This is a genomic window from Flaviaestuariibacter amylovorans (assembly GCF_039541815.1).
GTDB lineage: Bacteria > Bacteroidota > Bacteroidia > Chitinophagales > Chitinophagaceae > Flavisolibacter > Flavisolibacter amylovorans.
The window spans coordinates 151,663-172,466 of record NZ_BAABGY010000001.1 but is presented as its reverse complement, the minus strand read 5'-3'; the positions used below and the strand labels follow the sequence as shown (position 1 = coordinate 172,466).

Genomic DNA, 20,804 nt, shown 5'->3' with positions numbered 1-20,804 from the left:
ATCCGGGTATTTTACAGGTCAGGTTGAAGGGTGGGCCGCAAGGGCGGCTGGTTAAGCCCTTTGTGACCCGCCCTGTTGGGAATAGTTTAACGTTCGGGCGCCGAAATTATTTTCTTTTCGAATTGCATCTCGTACAATCGGTGATAAAAGCCGCTTTTCTGCAGCAATTCGCGGTGGGTGCCCATCTCCTTGAGCTCCCCCTTGTCGAGCACGAGGATGAGGTCGGCACGCTGGATGGTGCTGAGGCGGTGGGCGATGATGACGGAGGTACGGCCCGCGATAAGGGTCTGGATGGCCCCTTCGATCAGCGCCTCGCTTTCGGTATCGATGGAGGAGGTGGCCTCGTCGAGCACGAGCACCGCCGGGTCGTAGAGCAGCGCGCGGATGAACGACAGCAGCTGCCGCTGGCCGAGCGAAAGGGTCGCGCCCCGCTCCATTACATTGTAATCGTACCCGCCCGGGAGGCGCCCGATGAAGTCGTGCATCCCGATGAGCTTCGCCGCCGCCTCTACCCGCTCCTGCGGGATCGCCGGGTTGCGGAGCGTCAGGTTGTCGCGCACGGAGCCGGAGAAGAGGAATACGTCCTGCAGCACCACACCCACATGGCGGCGCAGGGCATCGAGCTTCCACTCCCCTACCGGCACCCCGTCCATCCGGATGGTACCCTCGCCCACCTCGTAGAGCCGGTTGAGCAGCGAGATGATGGTGGTCTTGCCCGAGCCCGTATGGCCCACGATCGCCACCGTTTTGCCCGGCGGCACCGAGAAGCTCACGTTCTTCAGCACCGGGTGCTCCGGCGTATACCCGAACGAAACGCCCTCGAAGTCGATGCGGCCGTCCACCCGGGCCGGGTCGTGGGTGCCCGTGTCGCGGGTGTAATCGTCGTTGTCGAGCACCTTGAACACCCGCTCACCGGAGATGAGGCCCATCTGCAGCACATTGAACTTGTCGGCGATGACGCGCAGCGGACGGAACAGGAGGTTGAGGCAGAGGATGAAGGAGGTGATGACGCCCGAGGAAACGTTGGGGTGGGTCACGAACCAGACGATGAGGCCCGTGGAGGTGGCCAGCACGATCTCCACTACCGGGAAGAACACCGAGTAGGCGAAGATGGCCTTGATGTTGGCGTCGCGGTGCTCCTTGTTGATGGTGCGGAAGCGGTCCATCTCCCGGTCTTCGGCGGCAAAGGCCTGCACGATGTACATCCCGGTGAGGTGCTCCTGCACGAAGGCGTTGAGGTCGCTCACGGCGTTGCGCACCCGGTGGAAGCTTTTATTGACGCTCTCCTTGAAGTAATAGGTGGCCACGATGAGCACCGGGAAGGGGATAAGGCACACGAGCGTGAGCTGCCAGTGGGTGGCGAACATGTATACCAGCACGCAGATGATCGAGAGCAGGTCGGCGAGGATGGGGATGAGGCCGTCGGAGAAGATGTCGTTGATCCGCTCGATGTCGTCCACGGTGCGGGTGGTGAGGGTGCCGATGGGTGTGCGGTCGAACTGGCGGAGGTTGAGCCCGAGTACTTTCTTATAGGTGGTGGTGCGCAGGTCCTTTACCACCGCCTGCCCGAGCCAGGAGGTGAGGTAGGAGAAGACGAAGCGCAGCGCCGTTTCCAGCAGCAGGAAGGCGATCTGGTAGATGGTGACGCGGATCACCATTTCGGCCATCTCGTTGGCGATGTATTTCTGGATGGTGAGCTGGATGAGCCAGGGCCGCACCGGTGTAAAGAGCGCCAGCACGATGGCCAGCGCAATGGAGCTCCAGAGGCGGCGCTTGTAGGGGCGGGCAAAGGCCAGCACCCGGCGCAGCACGGCAAGGTCAAAGGATTTTGTAGTGGGAGAAGCCAATCGCTCGGGAGATTTAGGCGGCAAAAGTAGGGTGGGAATAAGGTTTTGGAAGGTTTTAAGGGTTTTGGAAGGTTGGTGCTCTCGTTGGGACGCGCGATCGCGCGTCCGTACCGGGCTCCGTAGGTATGGGAGTACGAGTGCTTATTGTCTCCCCCGGGCCTGCCGAGGGAAGCCCGGGCTCCAGCTTCCTGATTCCCTGTTCCTTGTTCCCTGTTCCTTGTTCGTTGTTCCTACGGAAAAGCCCCGGGATTTCCCGGGGCGTCCACTTCGTTATTCGTTATTCGATATTCAATCACTTGCTCGACACGCGCTCGTCGTCGTTCGCCACGCCCATCTGGCTGTTGTACGCCTTGATGAAGAGGGCGCCGAGGTTGCGGTGCGGCGGGATATAGTCTTCGAAGCCCTGAGCCTTGCCCGAGGTGCGCGCGAAGTCCTTCCAGAAGGGGATCCACTCCACCGGCTTGCCGCTGCGCAGCTGCTGGAAGAGCAGGTCGAGGAAGGCCTGGTTGATGACGTTGTAACCGGTTTGCTTGGAGGCGATGATGTGCGCGTCGGGGGCATGGCTCAGCACGTCGTGGATGAGGTGATAGCCGCCGCAGGAGCCGAGGAACACGATCTTGGCCGCCGGCTGGATCTGCTCGATGGTATAGTCGGCATAGTAGCTGTGGCCGCGGTGCACCACCACGGTGGGCTGGATGCCGCGCTCGATGAGGTAGTCGCTCAGGGCCGCCTGCGCCTTCTCGAGCTCGCCGCTCTCCTCGTCGAGGGGCTTGTTGAAATAGAGGGTAAGGGGCTTGCCCGTGGTGCTGGCGAAGGCCATCCACTGCTTCGTATCCTCGATCTTTTTCCAACCCTTACCGAGCGCCGCCAGCTGGCGCTGGTAGTTCATGACGCCGTCCTTGTCGCCGTAGAAGAACTGGTGGATGAACACGCGGTTCGTATCGGGCGTGAGCGACTCGTAGGAAACGCTGTACACCGGCGGCACGCCGAACTCCTTCGACAGGTCGATGCCCTTCGTGGAGTCGGCCGACTGGAAGATCTTGCTCAGCAGGTTGTACAGCACGATGCCGCGCTGGTTGTTCTGCGTGCGGTTGCGCTCCAGGTTGGCCTGCACGTTCTCAAGCATCCGGGCCGCGAGGGGCTTGTTGCTTTCCACGATCGATGCATAGGAGTCGGCCACATCCACGCCGTCCTCGAGGGTGGTGGTGCGCTCGAGGCCGTTCACGAAGGCAGTCATAAGCTTCTCGGCCTGGCCCTTGCCGGGAAAGGCTTTGAGGAATTCGTCGAGCGTATTGTAGCCAGCCGCCATCTTGATGAACTTCTTGAAGCGGTCGAACGAAACGAGCATCATGAGCGAGTCGCCGCGCCCTCCGGCCTTCTGCATCATGAGCGGGTAGATGCCGCGCACGAAGCTGGAGGTATACACTTCCTGCTCGCCGAATACGGCCAGATAATAGAGCTCGGTGGCCGAGAGGCCCTGCAGGATCTTGAAGCGCTCGGGGTCGGGCTTTTCGTGAAGGGCGTTGATGGTGTTGACGAAGGGGTCGATGGCCTTTCGCTGCAGCATGCGGGTGAGGCCCTCCATCTCGAACACGGTGTCGCGCGCGGCGCCCGGCTCGCTGGGGATGGAGCGGTTCACATAGTCGATGCGCGTTTTCACGAGCAGCTTGTAGTATTTCACCGGGTCGTTCTTCACCGCATCGATCTGCTCGAAGGTCATCTTCCCCTTCAGGATGTTGTCGAGGAAGGGGAAATAGAGCTGGCCGGAGCCGCCGGACGTGGCCATTTTCGACACGGCCGATACGAGCGGGTCGTCGAGCTTACGGATGGCGAAGGCGAGGGAGTTAGAGGCCGCCGCGTAATCATAGAGCTGGCGTGGAAACTTGTAGGCGGCGAGCAGGATGAGCGAGTCGCGGTTGGGAAGGTTGGGATTGTCCTTCAGCGTGGCGAAGATGCGCTCGGGGCGCAGCTGCAGGTACTTGCTCAGCACGATGTTCCTGGACTCGGCGCGGCCCGGGTTGTTGTCGAAGGCCTGCGACAGCAGGAGGTAATTGCCGACTTCGTAGGAGGAGCGCTGCACGAGCGGCACGATGGAGGCGCCGGTGCGGTCGAGGGCCATGGCGGCCTCGTAGGCGTCGAAGAGGGCAGGCAGGTGCGCGGGCTGCACACGGCGGGCCCGCAAGTTACTCGTGAAGTTGATGAGCATGCGCTCGATGCCGCGGATAAAGGCCACCTTTTTCTGGTCGCGGGCAAGCGTATCCTGCTCGATACTGCACTGCAGGGCGTCGATCCGCTTCGTGAGCACGTGCGTCAGCTGGAAGTTAACGTCCTCGTTGGTACCGGCGCGGAACTCGTTGTCGGCCTTGCCGTCGGCCCGGAGGGCGTTGCCCTGCTGCCGGTCTACGTAGTCGTGGAACAGCTGGCGCTGGCGGGGCGGCTGGCAGCCCGCCGCGGGTTTCTGGGCATGGAGGGCCGCTCCCGGCGCCCCCAGCAGGAGGGTAAGGATCAAGACACGGAGAACGGGGTACATAGGCCGCATAGTACAAATTTAGTACCCGGCTTTAGAACCGACCGTTTTAGAGGTGTTAAAGGCCCATCCCCCGGCCCCTTCCCAAAGGGAAGGGGAGTCTGATTCGGTTTCATAGCGAAGCCTGTGTGAAAAAGAAAGTGATCCCGGACGCCCTTCTGGTGTCGGTGTCTTGCTCTTTTCCTGCGGCGTTATAGCTTAATCAATGTTGAACAAAGCGGGCAGCGGGCGCCGCAAGCAAGACGGAGACTTTGGGCGCCCCTACGGTTTACCCAGACCTGTCATTCCTGCGGACGCCGAACTCCCCTTCCCCTCGGGAAGGGGTTGGGGGATGGGCTGTTATCAAATTATTAACTCCTGCCCCCCTCCCCTTCTTTGGCTTAGGTTTGCGGCAAGCAAGCAACGCATGGATAACCGCTCCTGGAAAGTACTGATCGCTGATGACGAGCCCGATATCCTGGAGATCCTCCAGTTCAACCTGCTCCGCGAGGGCTACCAGGTGATCACGGCCGCCGACGGCAACGAGGCGGTGGCCAAGGCCCAGCAGGCCCGCCCCGACCTGGTGGTGCTCGACATCATGATGCCCGGCAAAACGGGCGTAGAGGTCTGCTCCATCCTGCGCGCCCAGCCCGCGCTCAAAGACACCCTCATCATCTTCCTGACCGCGCTTTCCGACGAGGCCACCCAGATCAAGGGCCTCGGCACCGGCGCCGACGACTACATCTCGAAGCCCATCTCGCCCAAGGTATTCGTGAGCAAGGTGCAGGCCCTCCTGCGCCGCGCCCGCCGCACCGAGAGCAAGGCCCTCGACGTCAGCGGCCTCCTCATCGACCCCGAGCGCTTCGTAGTGGAGCGGGAAGGCAATGCCATCTCCCTCGCCAAAAAGGAGTTCGAGCTGCTCTACCTGCTCGCCTCCCGCCCCGGCAAGGTCTTCCTCCGCAACGAGATCCTCAGCCAGGTGTGGGGCAACGACGTCATCGTCGGCGACCGCACCATCGACGTACACATCCGCAAGATCCGCCAGAAGCTCGGCATCGATTGTATTACTACGGTCAAAGGCGTAGGGTATAAGTTCGAGTTGTGAGGGAAGAGGTGGAGTACTTGATTACTTGAGTACATGAATAATTGAGCAGCCGAGGGGAGGTCGGAGGGTCGACCGGGTGAGGAGCATCGTTCCGCAATTCCTTCCTCGTACCACACCTCGAGTACTCAGTGGATCATGTATTCTGTTATTCAAGTACTCCACTCGTCATTCTTTCCTAATTTCCTCCTCCCTTCTGCTCATGTTTAAAGAAAAGAACTTAAGTCCCCGCCTCCTTGCCCTCTTCACCGCCCTGGTGCTGTCGGTGCCCATCGGCCTCGGCTTCTTCGCCTTCGGCGGCCATAGCTGGAAGGAAGCGCTCATCGCCTTCGTCCTCATCTTCGCCGGATCCTACGCGCTCATCTCCTACATCATCCAGAACTTCATCTACCGCAAGCTGAAGCTCATTTACAAGTTCATTTACGAAACCAAGGCGTCCAAGAAGCAGGAGATGTATTACAAGCACATCCTGCCGCAAAAGAGCATCGACGAGGTACGGGCCGACGTGGAGGCCTGGGGCGAGCGCAAGCGCCGCGAGATCGAGCTGCTGAAGCGCAACGAAACCTACCGCAAGGAGTTCCTGCAAAACCTCTCCCACGAGTTCAAGACGCCCGTGTTCGCCATCCAGGGCTACCTCGAAACGCTGCTCCAGGGCGCCATGGACGACCGCACCCTCACCGAGCGCTTCCTGCAGAAGGCGTCCCGCAACGTGGAGCGCCTCTCCCACCTCATCCAGGACCTCGACGAGATCTCGCGCCTCGAGCGCGGCGAGCTCAAGCTGCACCGCGGCAACTTCGTCATCCAAGACCTCGTGCGCGAGGTATACGAAAGCCTCTCGCTGCTCGCCGAGCCGCGCCACATCGCCCTGTACATCAAAAAAGGCTGCGAGGCACCGCTGTTCGTGCACGCCGACAAAGAGAAGATCCGCCAGGTGCTGATCAACCTCGTGGAGAACGCCGTCAAGTACGGCCGCGACCGTGGTTCCGTCACGGCCTCGATGTACCACACCGACGGCCGCAACATCCTCGTGGAGATCTCCGACGACGGCATGGGCATCCCGGAGTCGGCCGTCGGGCGGGTGTTCGAGCGCTTCTACCGCGCTCCCGGCGGCCGCGCCCGCGACGTCACCGGCTCCGGCCTCGGCCTCTCCATCTGCAAGCACATCGTCGAAGCCCACGGCCACAGCATCCATATCCGCAGCACGGAGGGCGTCGGCACCTCCATCGGCTTTACCCTCGACGGTAAGCGGTAAGGGGCACGCGGAATGCGCGGAACACGCGGAAAGACTTTTTTCCTTTTGGACGGTCGTCTACCGGTTGGGACAATTCACTTTGTGCACTTGCTTCATGGCCACATTTCCGCTGAAAGGCTGTCATTGCTTTCCGAGGTAGATTCTTGGGATAAAACGCGAAAAAGAGACATGCCAATTCAAAGAACTACTTCTTCAAAAGTGCTTTAGCACGACTCACGTTCCGCGGTTTATCAAAAAATCTTGCACCTCGAAGCTGTCGCCACCTTTATGGGAACAGCTGCACCTAAAGCCGTTGCAGTTGAAGCCTGCTTCATAGAAAAGGACATCACGCACCACACGAAAAATCATTTCTGCGTTATCCGCGCATTCTGCGTGCTACTACGCTTCTTCAAGCACCGAGGCTGTCTTGAAGTAGTAAGCCGGCAGGAAGTACGGATCGTACTGTGCGTCGGTGAGGAGGCGCAGGCGCCCGCGGCGGTCGCGCTGGTAAAAGGCGAGGATGAGGGGCTCTTCGCGGTGCAGCACCGCACCGAGCGCTCCGAAGCTTTTCCGGTCGTAGTCGAGCGAAGGGCTGTTGGCGATCAGCAGCAATTCGCGCACGATGAAGGAGAGCCCCATCCCGTCGGGGCCCAGCGGCCGGAAATAGAGCAGCACCCTCCGGCTGGTGAACAGCGGGCGCAGGCGCCCGACGCGGGCGCGCAGCGTGGGCGTCATCCGTCCGAACACGAGGCCGATCGCATGCGGCGCGTGGCTGCGGTCGAAGGAGGGCTCAAAGCGGACCTCGACCACATCGTTGAGGCATTGCTCCAGGGTAAGGGCGTCCATAGCATTTTGTTTCCGTAAAGTTCGGGCGCCCGGGCGGCAACGGCGTTACCCATGAATCACCAATCCGTTACCGTATTGTTACGGGAAGCCGTAGCGTTTTGTTCATCCTGGCGTAACAGACAGGTAACAAGGGTGCCGCACCTTCGTGCCGCAGAAGCAATTTCCTCGATACATTCCCGACGGGCCTCTTTTCCAGGAGGCTTTCTTTTTTGCGGCCGGATCCGCCCCCGCCCCGAAAGCGCCGTAACTTGGTGTAAAACCCACCCATGAGCCGCTTTCGCACCGCCTGCACCCTGCTCGTCGTCTCCTTGTCCTTCCTTTCCTTCGCCCCACCGCCGCCCGCGTCGTCAGTAGCCAACAGCACCTGGGGCGGCACCGATTCCGACGGCGATGCGTATGAGTTCTACTTTCACCCCGACGGCCATGTGCGGTATAGTACCAACCCGGGCAGCGCCACTGCAGCATCCTACGACTCGAAGGCAGACGTCTGGTCGCAGAACGGCAACACGGTGGTTGTGGTACTCAGGAAGTACTCGACGTACCTCAGTACCATCCGGGGAAATACCATGGAAGGCGAAGCCTGGAACCGGAATGACGCATCCTGGTCCTATACCTGGAAGATGCGGGGTAAAGGTGATCTCCGTTCTAAGACCGAACCCAGGATCCGAATGGAGGAAGGCCGCTAGCACGCGCCGGGTCGGCTAAAGAAAAACGCCCCTGTAGATACAGGAGCGGGAATAGTCTGCTTGAGGAGCGTCCCAAAATTGCCTTCGTCATGTGAATTCCAGGTTACCGGAATACTATCGCATGGTTAAATCCCGATGTAAGAAATCGGTAACGCATCGGTTACATTCCGGTTACCTGCAGGCGTCATCTTTACGATATGAAGATCCAGCGCCTTACCCGCTACGGGGCCGTCCGCATCGTTCGCACGCACCCTGCCTTTTCGGGCCGCGACGCCCGCTTCCGCCGTGCCGTGCTCGTGCTGCTCGTACTCAACGCCACCTTCCTGCTCTCCTGCCTCGTGCAGGCGCTCGACCGGTAATCATTCACTCGCCGAAGGTGCCTGCGACAATTCTTTGCACCCTCGTAATGCGTACATTACCAATCAGTTAGAAGCACTGCAGCGCATGATCCATCCCTGCCGTTAAATTCCGGCACAGGCCTTGCCTTAAGGGGGTTATGAACTACGCCGTCGTGCTTTTTTTTGATGAAGCCCCCTGTGGCTATGAGGTCTCCGATAATGGCGATCAGGTCCGCTTCCGCCCGGCCCCGCACCGCGCCGGGCCGACCCGCAATATGCCCGAACTCCTTGCCCGCCGCGCCGGCGATGGCTGGCTGCTCGAAGGCACCGAGGACCCTTCCGTACGCAAACAGGTCGGCCGCCTGCTGGTTGCGCGCCCTTCCTCGTCGCAGATCCCCAGCCGCGTTGCCCCCTGAGCTGCGCCGGGCGCTGTATTAAGTTTTTATTAATTTACTATTAACGTTTACTGCTGTGCTTGCCGGGGCCTGCTCCGCGTACGAACTTAAAGGCATGGCAAACCGGATATGGATGGACACCGTGGAGGCAGGCAGTTGCTCCATCGGCACCGACGATACCCCCACCACGCGGGTACGCTTCAACCCAGTAACGGGCTCCCTCCGCCTCCAGGCGCCGGGACTACAGCGCCTCTTCTTCCTCGAGGCGGCCGCGCCCGTCTTCCCGAAAATTATCCTGCACAACGAGTACGGCCTACGCATGGGCACCTGCACTTTCGACGACAGCCGGCAGCGATCTGGCACCCTGCAGCTCGACGAAGGCAAGTACCGGTTCACCGTAGGCGCCGAAGGGCTCCTGCTCCGGCGCCGCGACGGCGCCGAATGGCGCGCCCTGCCCGACGGCCTCCTGCCCGCAAGCGCCGACTTCCTCGCTGCACTCCTCTTCGCTTTTTGCTGGCAATGCACGCAGCCCGCCGCACAGCCGCTGAAGGTGGCGTAAGATCGGCAATCGGCAATCGTGAATGGGTTAGCGTTGCCGGAAGGACCCGACATCGTCGGGTGTCAGGTGCAAGAATGGCCGATGGATAGTTGCTACTTATTGCCTGTATGGTTAGATATGCAAGCTCCTGATATTGCACCGCGATCACCGTACTTCTACAGATCCTTCGTCCGACGGATAAACAAGAAAAGCCCCGACGCAAACGTCGGGGCTTTAGTGCTTTAAGATAGACTGCTACCGGAAAGTAACTCCGGCCTAAGTTCCCCTACGGGGTCAACCGAAGGTTGCGCGCGTAGCGCTGGGGCCGGAGACAGGGGCTAGTTGCCGTAGCGCGTCCAACCCTTGTACCAGGTGTCGTTCGGACCAACGGCGCCGCGGTAGGTCACGGGCTGCAGGCCGCTGAGGCGGGCGTCGGTGTAGGAATAGGCATTGGAAAGCAACGGCGAGTTGGCGGCCGGCGTCAGGTCAGGGTTGCTATAATTGAAGGCAGCGGCATAACCCACGGCGTCGTTCGTGGCCAGCAGCGTGTTGTTGAAGGCAGCCGTGTTGTGCCAGGCGAGTGCGTCGGCGGCAGTCCAACCGGTGGCTTGCGACGTGCTCGCGGAGTACTTCACCTGGTTGGATGCGGAAGGCACGCCGGAGATCACGTTACCACGCCACCACAGCGTGGGTGTGGCGCCGGAGATGTTGAGGTCGGTGGGACGGCCCGTAGAGGCGTCGATGAGCAGGCCGTTGTTCCAGCCCAGGAACACCGAGTTGATCACCGACAGCGAGGAGTTGCGGCGGATCTGCGCGGCGTTGCGGTAGAACGTGTTGCCGATGCTGGTCACGTTCTGCTTCGGACCGATAGACGTTACGTTGGCAAACACGGCGCTCGTTTGCGGCGCGAGGGTGGAGCCGGCGGCGTCGTTGTCGCTTTCGAAGCCGTTGGAGCCGGAGATGTCAGCTACGGAAGAATCGCGCACGGCAATGGCGAACTGCACCTTGCCGGAGAAGCCGTTATCCGTGTCGAAGTCGTCGTCAAGGCCTTTGTAGGCGATGATGTGATCGGCATTTACCGTGCCGCCGAACCACTCGAAGGAGTCGTCGGCCGCCCAGGCAACCTGCACGTGCGAAACGGTGGTGCCTTTGCCTACAGCGTAGAAAGCGAGGCCGTTGAGCTCCTTGTCGGGGAGGAAGGCGTAGCCGGCGTATTCGATGCGCACGTACTTCAGCGTACCGCTGTTGTCGTTGTCGTCGGTACCGCCGAAGAGGCCGTAGCCGTCGCCGTTGTTGATACCGCCTTCTGCCTCACCGAGACCGGCCTGGCCGTTGAACACGGCGTTCGTCTTGGCGCGGCCCAGGATCACGAGGCCGCCCCAGTCGCCGGCGCGGGCGGCGCCGCCGCTTTCGGAGGAGGTGAACACGATGGGCTTGTCGGCGGTGCCGGCCGCATTGATGCGGGAGCCGCGGGTGATCACGAGCGTACCGCGCGAGGCCTTGTCGCCGAGGATGGTGACGCCGGGCTCGATGGTGAGCTGCGCGCCGTTGGCTACGTACACGATGCCGCGGAGGGTATAGGTCTTGCCCGTGCGCAGGGTGAGGTCCGTACCGATGGTGCCGGAAAGGATCGTCGACTCAGGAGTGATCACCGTGCCACCCCCGTTGTTGGAGCCGTTATCGTCTACCTGGATCTTACGGCAGGCGGAAAAGGTTACAAGAGCAACAGAGAAGATGAGGAATGTCCGTTTCATATAAAGCCTATTGATAGGTTTTGAGAGGTTTGTTGGGTTTTGGAAGGTTTTGGGTGTTCTTCCGGTTCTTAGGGTTGGTTGCAGTCAGTTCTGGTTGCGAGCCCGTTTTTCAGTGTCCCCTCCCTCTTGGGAGGGGCCGGGGCTGGGTCATCGAATGGCGTAATTGAACGTCACGCTCACATTTGTGCCATACGAGCGGCGGATGGCCTGCACGTCGGCACCCGTATTGAATTTCTTGTTCTTATCCAGGTCGTGGTAGAAGATCGCCGGCTGGTTCAGCACGTCGGAGAGATTAAGCCGGATCTCGCCTTTACCCTTCAGCACCTTCTTGGACACCTGGAGGTCGAGCAGCGAGCGGGGGTTCTCCCAGATGTCGGGGATGCCCGAGGCGCCCACGCTCTGGTTCAGGTTGCCGACATAGAGGATGCGGCGGCCGATCCGGTTGAAGAGCAGCGTGCTGCTGAAGCCGGTGCGCTCATGATCGTACTGCAGCCCCACGTTCACGAGATAAGGGCTCTGGCCCTGCATCGGGCGGTCGACGTTCACGCCTTCCACGCGGTTGTAGATATACGAGAGGTTCGAGGTCAGGGTGAAATTGCTCAGGCCACGGGCGAAGTCCAGCTTCTTGCGCAGCTCGATCTCGGCGCCGTAGGAGTTCGCCTTCGACATGTTGGCGAAGTTGAACGTGGCGGAGGAGCCGGCGCCGAGGTTGTTGAAGTAGGTCTCGATCGGGTTGGAGAAATACTTGTAGAACACACCCACGGTGAACAGCTCGCCGGCGCGCGGGTAGAGCTCGTAGCGCAGGTCGGCGTTGGTGACTTTGGTGCGCTGCAGCTTCGGGTTGCCCAGCACGGTGGCGCCCAGCTCGAAGTCGTAGAAGGCGAAGTTGCTCAGCTCGCGGAACTCGGGACGGATCACCGTTTGCGAGCCGGAGAGGCGGATGTTGGTGCGGCCATCCAGCTTGTAGGTCAGGTTGACGCCGGGGAGCCAGTCGCCCACCACCGAGTGCACATGGCGCGGGTCGCTGCGGCGGGGCGAGCCCACCAGCTGGTCGAAGTTTTCGTAGCGCACACCCCATACGGCGCGCAGCTTGTCGGAGAAGGCATTATCGAACTGGATAAAGCCCGCGTTCAGGATCGTGTTCGCCATGTAGCGGTAGTTGGGGCTTTGCAGCTCACCGAATACGATGCCACCGTCCTGATTGGTGATGTATTGGGGCGCGAAGATCTGGTCGGCCGTGCGGCGGATCGCCTGTCCCGACGGGTCGCGGTCCACGCCGTAGTAGAAGGGACGCGAGTCGAAGAGGCGGTCCTTGATCTGGAGCATATAGCCGGCCTTCACCGTCTGCTTCTGCCCGAAGAGATCGAAGGTCTTGGAGATGTCGCCGCCGGCGGTGTAGTTGTAGTCGCTCAGCATCGAGAAGAAGCGCGAGCCCGACTTCTGCGAGTTGCCACCGCCGATGAGGGCCACCCAGGCGCCGCCGGGCGTTTCCTCGATGTACTGGAGGCGACGCTGGTCGGGGATGTACTGGTCGAGGATGTTGAAGCCGCCGTACCAGCGCAGCTTGAGGCCGTTGGCGGAGCCGAAGGCGTGGTCGCCCTGCAGCTGCGTGTTGAAGAACACGTTCTGGCGCAGCGCGAGCTCGGTGGCACGCAGGTTCTGGCCTTCGCCGGAGCCGAGGAGGAAGTCCTGGCCCGTGCGCTCGGTGACGTACTTGCTCGAGTTCACGTTGAGCAGGTTACGCACCGAGATCTTGTGGCGGCTGGAGAGTTGAAGGGTGAAGTTGGCCATGGCACCGGCGAGCACGTCCTGGCTATAGCGCTCGCTTTCATAGGTGAAGTTGACGTCGCCCGCTTCGTTGGCGATGAAGCGGTTGGAGAAGGGCACGCGGCGGAAGGAGCGGTTGTAGGTGAGGGCGATGGTACCGCCGAGGCGCTTGCCGAAGAGGCGGGTGTTGAAGCCGCCGGCCACCTGTGCGGAGTGGTTGGGCAGCAGGGCGACCTGCTCAGCGGTCCAGATGTTGGCGAACTGGCGGCCGAAGGAGGCGAGCTGCTCGGGCGAGGAGCCGGCGAGGGCGCCCTTGGTGGGCAGCGCGGCGGGGATCGCGCGGAAGCCGTCGTCGATACCGAGGAAGTCGAGGCGGCCGCCTTTATAAGAGTAGAAGTCGCGCCCGATGGTGCCGGTGTTGAAACCGGTACCTACCTGCACGTTGAGGAAGCCGTTGGCCGGGATATCGCGGGTGTTGATCTGCACGAGGCCGCCGGCCCACTCACCAGGGAGCTCCGGTACGAAAGCCTTGTTGATGATCATGTTGTCGAGCATCGTGGCCGGGAAGATGTCGTAGGAGAAGGTCTTGCGGTCAGGCTCTGTCGACGACAGCAGCACGCCGTTGAGCATCGTCTGGTTGTAGCGGTCGGCGAGGCCCCGCACCACGAGGTACTTGCCCTCGAGGATGGAGGTGCCGGGCACGCGGCGCAGCACCTCGCCGGTGTTCTTGTCGGGCGAGCGGCGGATGGTTTCGGCGGAGATCACCTGGGCCACGGTACTGGTGTTCTTCTGGTAGGCGATGAGGGCGTTGACGGTTTCGCGGCGCGGGGCGCGGGAGCCGCTCACGGTAACGCCGGCGAGCGCCTGCGACGACGTTTGCAGCACCATGTTGAGGTCGGTGCCGGAGGCGGGATCGTAGTCGGTGATGGTGCCGGCGCTGTAGCCCACCGCCGTGAAGGTGATCGTGTGCTTCGTGCCTTTGCTGAGGGTGAGGATGAAGGAGCCGTCGGTAGCGGAGGTAGTGCCGGTGGTCGTGGCCTTGATCGACACGCCGGCGAGCGGCTCGTTCTTGTCGTTGCGGACGGTGCCGCCTACGCGGATGTTCTGGGCGAGGGCAACGGTTTGGAGGAGGAGCAGACTACAGAGTACCAGTAACCTTGAATACATGGGTTGCTAGAATGTTTCCGCAAAAGTGGCAACCGGATGTTATGGGGCTGTGACGCGAAGGTTACGGGTAGGTGAAGGGAATGTTACCGGAATGTTATGCAGCGGGGCTGTACCATCTTAAGATCGACCCGCCGGATGCCGTCAGCCGAAGCCTATGGCGCGGAGGCCGACAAGCTACCAAGACGCGGAGCACGCAAAGCATATTGCGTTGCGCGGCGTCTACTTCATTATGTTAAGCGAACAACATTGTCATCCTAAGCCTGCCGTAGTATCCTTCGTTACGCGAATCGCCCTTAATACCAAGCGCAGCGAAGCAATATCCAGCGTTACACAGAGTGTTCGCCCAGTACACGGTGCATAGAAAAAATACCTCAACAGAAAATTGTCTGACCCGCTTCGAAAGAACTTGTCGGAAGCGGAACAAAAAAAGTTGTAGCCTCGCTACAACTCTAAAATTCAGGCGTGAGGCTATTCGTATAGGCCTAATGAAACTACTTCAACGATGACCTTTAGCCCTGATGTTGTATTTGGATTCCTGATGCCGATCCATAAATTTTCCTGGTTTAATTCACAAGTTCCTGTGAAAGAATTCATGCCAACCATGGAACAGTTTTGATAAAACCTGAAGTTACTATTCCCTGTTTGCAAAAAGGAGGAAACATCACCAGAATGACCTAGAATAAAAAAGTCGACTCCTTTATTGGTGGGCGCATAGATATCCATATTCTTTCTATTAGAAAGCAGATGGAAAAAAGTCTCGTTTTCTTGATATTGGTAACTTGAATTAATATCTAGCACAGTAACCCGATAGTACCAAGACTTTGTTCCTTTAGGCAACTCCAGCTTAAATACTTCCCTCGTCTTCCCATTCCCAAAATAAGCTTTTGAAGACGAGTTGACTTCGATTGTCTTTACGGCCAAGTTTACTAAAGATGGTTTTGCATTTATTGCTTTATTGGCCTCAACTAGAATAGCGTCCAAAATCTGCTGAAGGCTCTGCGCTTTGGATTGACTTGCTGCAAAGAAGAATGTGGCGAAAAGCAGTAGGATTGATTTGATTTTCATTTGATCAATTTTGGTATTTGGGTAAGATAGTAATTCTTCTAACAAACAACCATGATATGAAAATATTCCTGAATTATAAGTCGTCATCCAACTCATGAACTTCTATAAGAGCCCGATCTGACTGAGTGAGCAAAATATTCTTTATGATATGTATAAGCCAGAACTTATCAACAAAAATGCAAGCCTTATTTAGGTGTAGTCGAGATCGGGCCTATAAGAACTCGAACGCAATGTTGAAATATCCATTTGCCCTTTAATACTACCGGTATAATGATCTAGCGCGTAGGATTGGCCCTTCAGCACGACCAAATTAGAATTCAGGCAGGCTACCAGCTTCTGTTAGGCATTCGTGCGGTGTCCAATAAACCCATTACAGGAAAACATGAAAGGTATGGTTGATTTAATAGGGCACACTCTTGCTATGATAAACAAAATAGTTGCTTCTCCCTTGAACAAATCACGATAATTGTCGAAACAGAATCAGAATCTTTCGAATGTTCAAAAAATGCTCAATACTTCTTCCATTCAATGCTTTTAAATCCGCTTACTTTTGCCCACTTACGCCATACCACCTCAAGTATCTCATTGTCCCTTTGTCCAGAACGATGTTTATAAGTCTGGAGCTTATCGTTCTTATCCCGCTCGTGAGTTTCAAGAATATGAAGGTTAATGAACTGATTCTTGTAGCTTTTGGTAGCTGGCAAGCCTAATGAACTGTCTATTTCAAGCGCCCTTTCGACGTCAACTGTATTGGCGATGCAGTATCGCCTAATTTTTTCAATTTCAGCAGCACCGAAGTAATATTGGCTATTTACAGCTTTGTCTAAATATTCTAAATATCCATCAGTAAAAATATACAGATGATTATCATAAGAAATGAATGTAGTATCAACTCCATTTGTCAACAAAGTGTCCTTCTTTACAATGGGCTCGTTCTCGATCTTTTCAATCAAAATGCTTATTAAATCCAATCCCTTGTTTCTAGTTTTTTCATAAGCAGCTTTTACTTTCTGCTCAAATTTTTCTGTCTCCTGCCGCAAACCACTATTCAGATATTCTCCTGTGGAATTAATAAAACGCTGTTTCTCTCCCAAATTTTTTATTCCATCAATATCAATAGATGCAATTGTCCTATCTGAAAATGATGAAAAAGAAATGGAAGACTTATCGCCAATCTTCTCCCCGGGCTTAACACATTCGTTCTTGAAAAAATGAACAATCTTAGAAATTTGCTCCAAGTCCTTTGGCGGCCTATTCTCCAAGCGGCTTGACATGTCCGAAAGAATGACAATATTCTGGTAGGTCAAGTACTTCTTTTCTGGCTCTGATCCACATGAAAGTAAAAAAAGAATAGTGACACAGCCCATGAAAGATATCTTCATTTGGATACTCATTAGATCGTTGCAGTTGATAGTTCGATCTCTCTTACTCGATTTGCTACTTGGTCCGCTGAATAATACTCTGGAAGAAATTCAATATAACCAGACTTATATGCCGATATGACACTATTCAGGATAATATCGTTGAAAATCCGTCCGCTAATTATTCTGGTGCTGAAATCATCGAATATTGACCTGATTTGTTTTTGGAACTCAGCATAACTGTTTTCAACTAGTGTTTGACGACTATGGCTTTCAGCTTCCAAAACTAGGATGTACTTGTTTTTCTCATTTATAGCATCCTCCTTCTCTTTTATCTTGCTGGTCAACAATTCCTTTTCTGCCAATAATTCGATAATCTCTCCGTCTAAAAAGTTAATTTGATTGTTTTTTTCGGCATCTACAATCTCTCTTCGAGAGTTCTTGTACCTTTTAAAAATGTAGTCGATTAGATAGTGCGTAAGAATCAGTGGGAACATGCCAAATACGAATATTAACCAAAACTCGCCATGCTTTACAACATCCCAAATATCAAGTGTGGATTCTTTACCTGCCAACAAGCTCTTTATCTCGTTAGTATTGATAGCTACCATTGTTGAGACTAGGATGTCGAAAATCAATAATCCCACCCAAAACATTAAATTGTTCACCACCTTATTCTCACTACCAAGGATTTTTAAATTAGATAAAAGGATTGGGATTAGGAAAAAGAGTGCTGCAATGAACCCAAACAAAGTCCCTTCTTGCTTAAATATTTTGATGATCGCGTTTGCATCAACGAGTTGCGGTAACCCAGGATTAATGCCGGCCTCAAGAGACGCACGAATGACATTGCCTTCGAAAAAGACTTTATAAACTGCTGAAGCGAAGAAGATTGAAAGGTAAAAAACAAAAATACATAGCCCTATCGTAATCAAAATAGTGCCAACCGTCCAGAACTCCTTTACAATGAAAGACTGTTCTAAATTTCTTCTTTCTAGTTTATTCTTCTCAATTTCCTTGTTGATTTGCAATAGCCCTTTTTCGCCAGTATTCTGATTACCGGATTCCAAAACTGATTTCTCTTGTTTCAATTCCGTCGCTTTTTCGAGAATCTGCCTCTTCTCGAGCTCACTGCTTCTCTTTTCAACGCTTAGCTTCTCCTGCTTCTCCAATTCCAGATTTGTTCTCGTGCCTTCGAAGGCAGCAGTCACATTCGAAATCAACACATTTTTCATACTTCCTAAACCTTCATCCGTTGCATATGTTCTGATTTTCTCTTTGATGCTATCATACTCCGTTCGGAAAATGTCAACATTTCCCCCACTAGCCTTGGAAGTGTTATATCCATTCTCTTTATACTTTGCAGTATCGATTTGTGCGGCTGAGTAAACGAGACTATGTAACTGTTTGGAGAATACATCAATGATGTTCACTTTTTGCGCTTGTTGACTTTCCGAAACAGGCTTTTGTGTGTCTTCATTTACAGCTATTCGGTTATCAATATTATATTTTAAACGTTCGAACTCTGATAAAAATTGAGAATACGTTTTCAAATCGTCTGAAACTTGGATATTCTCAACGTTATTGTTACTTGCATTTAGGGAATAGTTGTACGAGCCATTGATTGAAATCCTATTGTCGATAAGACAAAACTTATGGTGCATTATACCTCGCGCATCGCCTGTATCGAAAGCATGAATACTAACCCCTGCCCCTTTCAGTATTAGCTTTACAGTCTCATTTTGAGCGTTTGAAGAAAGAATAATGTCGATGATTACACTTCTGTTTTTTGCTTCAACAATGGCCATTGCGATATCCCTATCGGTGAAGTAGGCCATTGCAAGGTAGATACACTGCTTTGCATTTCTGATTTCAGATAGTATCCTCTGTTTGATTTCGGTACCGTTGGTCAAAAGGTCATTCATAACCTATTTTCTCGTAGAGTTTAAGTTTTGGTATAGAAGACAGAAGCCCGTCAATTCGCTAATATACGCAACTCACTCGTGCAAACTGCGCCCTAGACTTAAACTGAGCAACACAATCGGGAATAAACCACTATTTCGAATAACCAGCAAACGGGCAAATTGGCCTAAACTCGTTGAGAACGTACAGGCTGCCGACAATACGCGCGACGAACGCATCATCGGCTTCTACGAAGACTGCAGCGCCTGTGCGCGCCGCTGCAGCCCCGAGGTCGCCTCCGGCGGCAAAACTCTGCTCGCCTTCTTCGAGATTTTCGGCGGCAGCACCAACCTTAGCCGCGTCAACTTCGACGAGCAATCCACCCGGATCGACAACTTCCTCTCCAACCTGCGCAGCAAGCCCCACCTTCGCGCAGCCGTTGAAGCCACCGACGCCGCCCAATGGCTCACCGAAATAGGGGCCGACCAGGGGGCGTTCCGCGCCGCTAGGCAGGAGCGCCTCCGCCACGCCACTGACAATAAGCCCGCCTTCAAGATTATCGAGAAACGCAAAATCGTCCGCAGCCTCTACAAAGATATCATGGACATGATCAATGGTGCTGCCAAGCTCGCCCTCGGCGGCGAGCCCTGGATCACGCTCGCCAGGCGCCTCAACCGCATCAACGAGGAGTTCACCGAGCGCGAAGACATCCGCGAAGGCCGCGCCGAATCCGCTAAGGCTGCCGCCGCCACACCTACTCCGTAGCACATGCCCCGTAGTTATACAAACCCACCTTTTTCTTCCGCTTCGCTGCGGAATGACAAGGCGGTTTTTTTATGAACCCTTGCCGTAATCGTGGGCCCAAGGCCAGCACCCTCCTGATCACAGGAACGACTTGCCGGGCAACTGGCGGGCCACCAAAAACGAAAAAGCTGCCCTCGGGCAGCTTTTTCAACAACCGGAGGCTAATTAGCGGCCCGGCTTGCGGGGGTTGTTCTTCGCAAACTCCGCGTAGAAAGCATCAACCGATTTGATCTGGTCGGCCGTCAGGAATTCGGAGAACTTTTTCATCTTGGCGGCTTTCAGCTCGGCGAGGCGTGCGCCGCGGTCGGCTTCACTGAGGCCCTGCAGCTCGCGGGAAGCGGTGAGGCGCATATCCAGGTTGAGCTCCAGCACACGGTCGACCTGTGCGGCGGTGAGGCCGGTTTTCTCGATCATGCCTGCCTTGAACGTTTCTTTCATTTTCTCCAGCAGGGATGCGCGGTCCATACCCGGGTTAGCAGTGCTGGCCGAAGTCGCCTTCGCGGACTCCTTGGCGGGCTCAGCTGCCGCGGCCTGGGCCGTTTGCGCCTGTGCTGCGGTGGCGAAGGTGGCGGCGATCATGGTCAGGAAGAATACCTTTTTCATAAACAAGAATTTTTGTGATGAGCCATGAAGCTATTCACTCCGAATATTAACCAAGATTAATTGACATAAATAAAGCGCCGAACCGTTATGAGCGGTGTGTAAGCAGCCATTTGCGGCCCGAAAAACTACACGAGAGGATACTCCCTCGGAGCGCAGAGTCCCCGGTGCTGCACCCCAGGCACCCGTACCCGCTACCCGGCGTGTTTCCCGAACCTCCCCTTCCGCCGATCGCGCCCATGGATTGCGATCCCTCACTCCAGTTTCAAATCCCAGCCATCCAGGCGTACGATGTTTTCGAGCGTTCCGCTGAACAGGCCCATATGTCCTCTCCGGTCGGCCCGGAACGTGCCGATCAGGATCACATACCGGTTACTGTACTGACCCACCTTCCTGTGTCGCCGCAACTTATCGGAGAAGCTCACCCAAAACCCGTTCGAAGAGATGCCGTGCCGGTAATCCTCCTCGTGCAGGTAGACTGCGTTGCCTTCAAATTGCACCTGCAGGAACCCGATCACCTGTATCTTCTTTCCATCGTATTTCTCCGGGTTGGCGATCAGCTGTACCAGCGATACGTTGTGCCTGATGTCGAGGTACGCAGAGGGCTGAACATCCACCGTATCAACAGGCGGCTGGGCAAGGGCACCGTTCGCAGCGAACATCAACAAACTGAAAATGAGCGCGCATTTGGGTAGGGGTAACCTTTGGCAGATTTTAAGTGGCAACCATCGCCCGCACGGTGTTCAGGACACGTTTAGAGCAAGGTTCGGGGTGCCCGAATGTAAGACCCGTTAGGCTTCAGGCAAACGGGACTACAGCAACAGGCCGCAGCACGCGAATTCTGCAAAAGCCGGAACAGGCCTGTTGCTCATGCGCTTCAGCCGCCAGAATGATA

At 56.2% G+C, this 20,804-nt stretch carries 17 protein-coding genes; 7 read left to right on the top strand and 10 right to left on the bottom strand.

What is annotated here, in order from left to right; all coding sequences use genetic code 11:
• Positions 1-86: 86 nt before the first annotated feature.
• Both ABD937_RS00800 and ABD937_RS00795 read right to left on the bottom strand, forming a co-directional pair.
• A complete protein-coding gene (locus ABD937_RS00800) occupies positions 87-1,847 on the bottom strand; it encodes an ABC transporter ATP-binding protein (protein ID WP_345252678.1) in 1,761 nt (586 codons plus the stop codon).
• A gap of 292 nt (positions 1,848-2,139) precedes the next feature.
• Positions 2,140-4,377: a hypothetical protein gene (locus ABD937_RS00795; protein WP_345252677.1), complete on the bottom strand. Its 2,238-nt coding sequence runs from the start codon at positions 4,375-4,377 to the stop codon at positions 2,140-2,142.
• Positions 4,378-4,780: 403 nt separating this feature from the next.
• Between ABD937_RS00795 and ABD937_RS00790 the strand changes: the two genes are divergently transcribed.
• Positions 4,781-5,458 carry a response regulator transcription factor gene (locus ABD937_RS00790; protein WP_345252676.1) on the top strand — a complete coding sequence of 226 codons (678 nt, stop codon included), beginning with the start codon at positions 4,781-4,783 and terminating at the stop codon, positions 5,456-5,458.
• Between the two features lie 199 nt (positions 5,459-5,657).
• A complete protein-coding gene (locus tag ABD937_RS00785; protein ID WP_345252675.1) occupies positions 5,658-6,707 on the top strand; it encodes a sensor histidine kinase in 1,050 nt (349 codons plus the stop codon).
• A 378-nt stretch (positions 6,708-7,085) separates the two neighbouring features.
• On the opposite strand, the gene ABD937_RS00780 is transcribed toward ABD937_RS00785, so the two are convergent.
• Positions 7,086-7,532, bottom strand: a complete 447-nt coding sequence (locus ABD937_RS00780; RefSeq protein ID WP_345252674.1) for a hypothetical protein — start codon at positions 7,530-7,532, stop codon at positions 7,086-7,088.
• A 266-nt stretch (positions 7,533-7,798) separates the two neighbouring features.
• Between ABD937_RS00780 and ABD937_RS00775 the strand changes: the two genes are divergently transcribed.
• The 4 genes from ABD937_RS00775 (at position 7,799) to ABD937_RS00760 (ending at position 9,510) form a co-directional block, all read left to right on the top strand.
• The gene (locus tag ABD937_RS00775) at positions 7,799-8,218 is read left to right on the top strand and encodes a fibroblast growth factor (protein WP_345252673.1); all 420 of its coding nucleotides are present in this window, start codon (positions 7,799-7,801) and stop codon (positions 8,216-8,218) included.
• Positions 8,219-8,415: 197 nt separating this feature from the next.
• Positions 8,416-8,577, top strand: a complete 162-nt coding sequence (locus ABD937_RS00770; RefSeq protein ID WP_345252672.1) for a hypothetical protein — start codon at positions 8,416-8,418, stop codon at positions 8,575-8,577.
• A gap of 254 nt (positions 8,578-8,831) precedes the next feature.
• Positions 8,832-8,972, top strand: a complete 141-nt coding sequence (locus ABD937_RS00765) for a hypothetical protein (protein WP_345252671.1) — start codon at positions 8,832-8,834, stop codon at positions 8,970-8,972.
• Between the two features lie 94 nt (positions 8,973-9,066).
• Positions 9,067-9,510 carry a hypothetical protein gene (locus ABD937_RS00760; protein WP_345252670.1) on the top strand — a complete coding sequence of 148 codons (444 nt, stop codon included), beginning with the start codon at positions 9,067-9,069 and terminating at the stop codon, positions 9,508-9,510.
• A gap of 317 nt (positions 9,511-9,827) precedes the next feature.
• Here ABD937_RS00760 and ABD937_RS00755 read toward each other — a convergent pair whose 3' ends face one another.
• The 5 genes from ABD937_RS00755 to ABD937_RS00735 form a co-directional block, all read right to left on the bottom strand.
• Complete coding sequence (locus ABD937_RS00755) at positions 9,828-11,243, bottom strand: hypothetical protein (RefSeq protein WP_345252669.1); 1,416 nt, start codon at positions 11,241-11,243, stop codon at positions 9,828-9,830.
• 147 nt (positions 11,244-11,390) lie between these two features.
• Positions 11,391-14,177 (bottom strand): outer membrane beta-barrel protein, encoded by a 2,787-nt coding sequence (locus ABD937_RS00750; protein WP_345252668.1) that lies wholly within the window; start codon positions 14,175-14,177, stop codon positions 11,391-11,393.
• Positions 14,178-14,645: 468 nt separating this feature from the next.
• Positions 14,646-15,242, bottom strand: coding sequence for a hypothetical protein (locus ABD937_RS00745; RefSeq protein WP_345252667.1), 597 nt, complete (start codon positions 15,240-15,242; stop codon positions 14,646-14,648).
• A 509-nt stretch (positions 15,243-15,751) separates the two neighbouring features.
• On the bottom strand, positions 15,752-16,624 hold the full coding sequence (locus ABD937_RS00740) for a hypothetical protein (RefSeq protein WP_345252666.1): 873 nt from the start codon (positions 16,622-16,624) through the stop codon (positions 15,752-15,754).
• An 11-nt stretch (positions 16,625-16,635) separates the two neighbouring features.
• Complete coding sequence (locus ABD937_RS00735; protein ID WP_345252665.1) at positions 16,636-18,528, bottom strand: phospholipase D-like domain-containing protein; 1,893 nt, start codon at positions 18,526-18,528, stop codon at positions 16,636-16,638.
• Between ABD937_RS00735 and ABD937_RS00730 the strand changes: the two genes are divergently transcribed.
• Positions 18,494-19,270, top strand: coding sequence for a DUF6261 family protein (locus tag ABD937_RS00730; RefSeq protein ID WP_345252664.1), 777 nt, complete (start codon positions 18,494-18,496; stop codon positions 19,268-19,270). The genes ABD937_RS00735 and ABD937_RS00730 overlap by 35 nt on opposite strands.
• 204 nt (positions 19,271-19,474) lie before the next feature.
• On the opposite strand, the gene ABD937_RS00725 is transcribed toward ABD937_RS00730, so the two are convergent.
• A complete protein-coding gene (locus tag ABD937_RS00725) occupies positions 19,475-19,912 on the bottom strand; it encodes a hypothetical protein (RefSeq protein WP_345252663.1) in 438 nt (145 codons plus the stop codon).
• 251 nt (positions 19,913-20,163) lie between these two features.
• A complete protein-coding gene (locus ABD937_RS00720) occupies positions 20,164-20,571 on the bottom strand; it encodes a hypothetical protein (RefSeq protein ID WP_345252662.1) in 408 nt (135 codons plus the stop codon).
• Between the last annotated feature and the right edge of the window lie 233 nt (positions 20,572-20,804).

Excerpts from the sequence above, each read along its gene's own strand:
- ABD937_RS00795 (WP_345252677.1), bottom strand. The coding sequence starts at position 4,377 with ATGTACCCCGTTCTCCGTGTCTTGATCCTTACCCTCCTGCTGGGGGCG.
- ABD937_RS00790 (WP_345252676.1), top strand. The coding sequence starts at position 4,781 with ATGGATAACCGCTCCTGGAAAGTACTGATCGCTGATGACGAGCCCGAT.
- ABD937_RS00785 (WP_345252675.1), top strand. The coding sequence starts at position 5,658 with ATGTTTAAAGAAAAGAACTTAAGTCCCCGCCTCCTTGCCCTCTTCACC.
- ABD937_RS00780 (WP_345252674.1), bottom strand. The coding sequence starts at position 7,532 with ATGGACGCCCTTACCCTGGAGCAATGCCTCAACGATGTGGTCGAGGTC.
- ABD937_RS00775 (WP_345252673.1), top strand. The coding sequence starts at position 7,799 with ATGAGCCGCTTTCGCACCGCCTGCACCCTGCTCGTCGTCTCCTTGTCC.
- ABD937_RS00770 (WP_345252672.1), top strand. The coding sequence starts at position 8,416 with ATGAAGATCCAGCGCCTTACCCGCTACGGGGCCGTCCGCATCGTTCGC.
- ABD937_RS00765 (WP_345252671.1), top strand. The coding sequence starts at position 8,832 with ATGCCCGAACTCCTTGCCCGCCGCGCCGGCGATGGCTGGCTGCTCGAA.
- ABD937_RS00760 (WP_345252670.1), top strand. The coding sequence starts at position 9,067 with ATGGCAAACCGGATATGGATGGACACCGTGGAGGCAGGCAGTTGCTCC.
- ABD937_RS00755 (WP_345252669.1), bottom strand. The coding sequence starts at position 11,243 with ATGAAACGGACATTCCTCATCTTCTCTGTTGCTCTTGTAACCTTTTCC.
- ABD937_RS00750 (WP_345252668.1), bottom strand. The coding sequence starts at position 14,177 with ATGTATTCAAGGTTACTGGTACTCTGTAGTCTGCTCCTCCTCCAAACC.
- ABD937_RS00745 (WP_345252667.1), bottom strand. The coding sequence starts at position 15,242 with ATGAAAATCAAATCAATCCTACTGCTTTTCGCCACATTCTTCTTTGCA.
- ABD937_RS00740 (WP_345252666.1), bottom strand. The coding sequence starts at position 16,624 with ATGAAGATATCTTTCATGGGCTGTGTCACTATTCTTTTTTTACTTTCA.
- ABD937_RS00735 (WP_345252665.1), bottom strand. The coding sequence starts at position 18,528 with ATGAATGACCTTTTGACCAACGGTACCGAAATCAAACAGAGGATACTA.
- ABD937_RS00725 (WP_345252663.1), bottom strand. The coding sequence starts at position 19,912 with ATGAAAAAGGTATTCTTCCTGACCATGATCGCCGCCACCTTCGCCACC.
- ABD937_RS00720 (WP_345252662.1), bottom strand. The coding sequence starts at position 20,571 with ATGTTCGCTGCGAACGGTGCCCTTGCCCAGCCGCCTGTTGATACGGTG.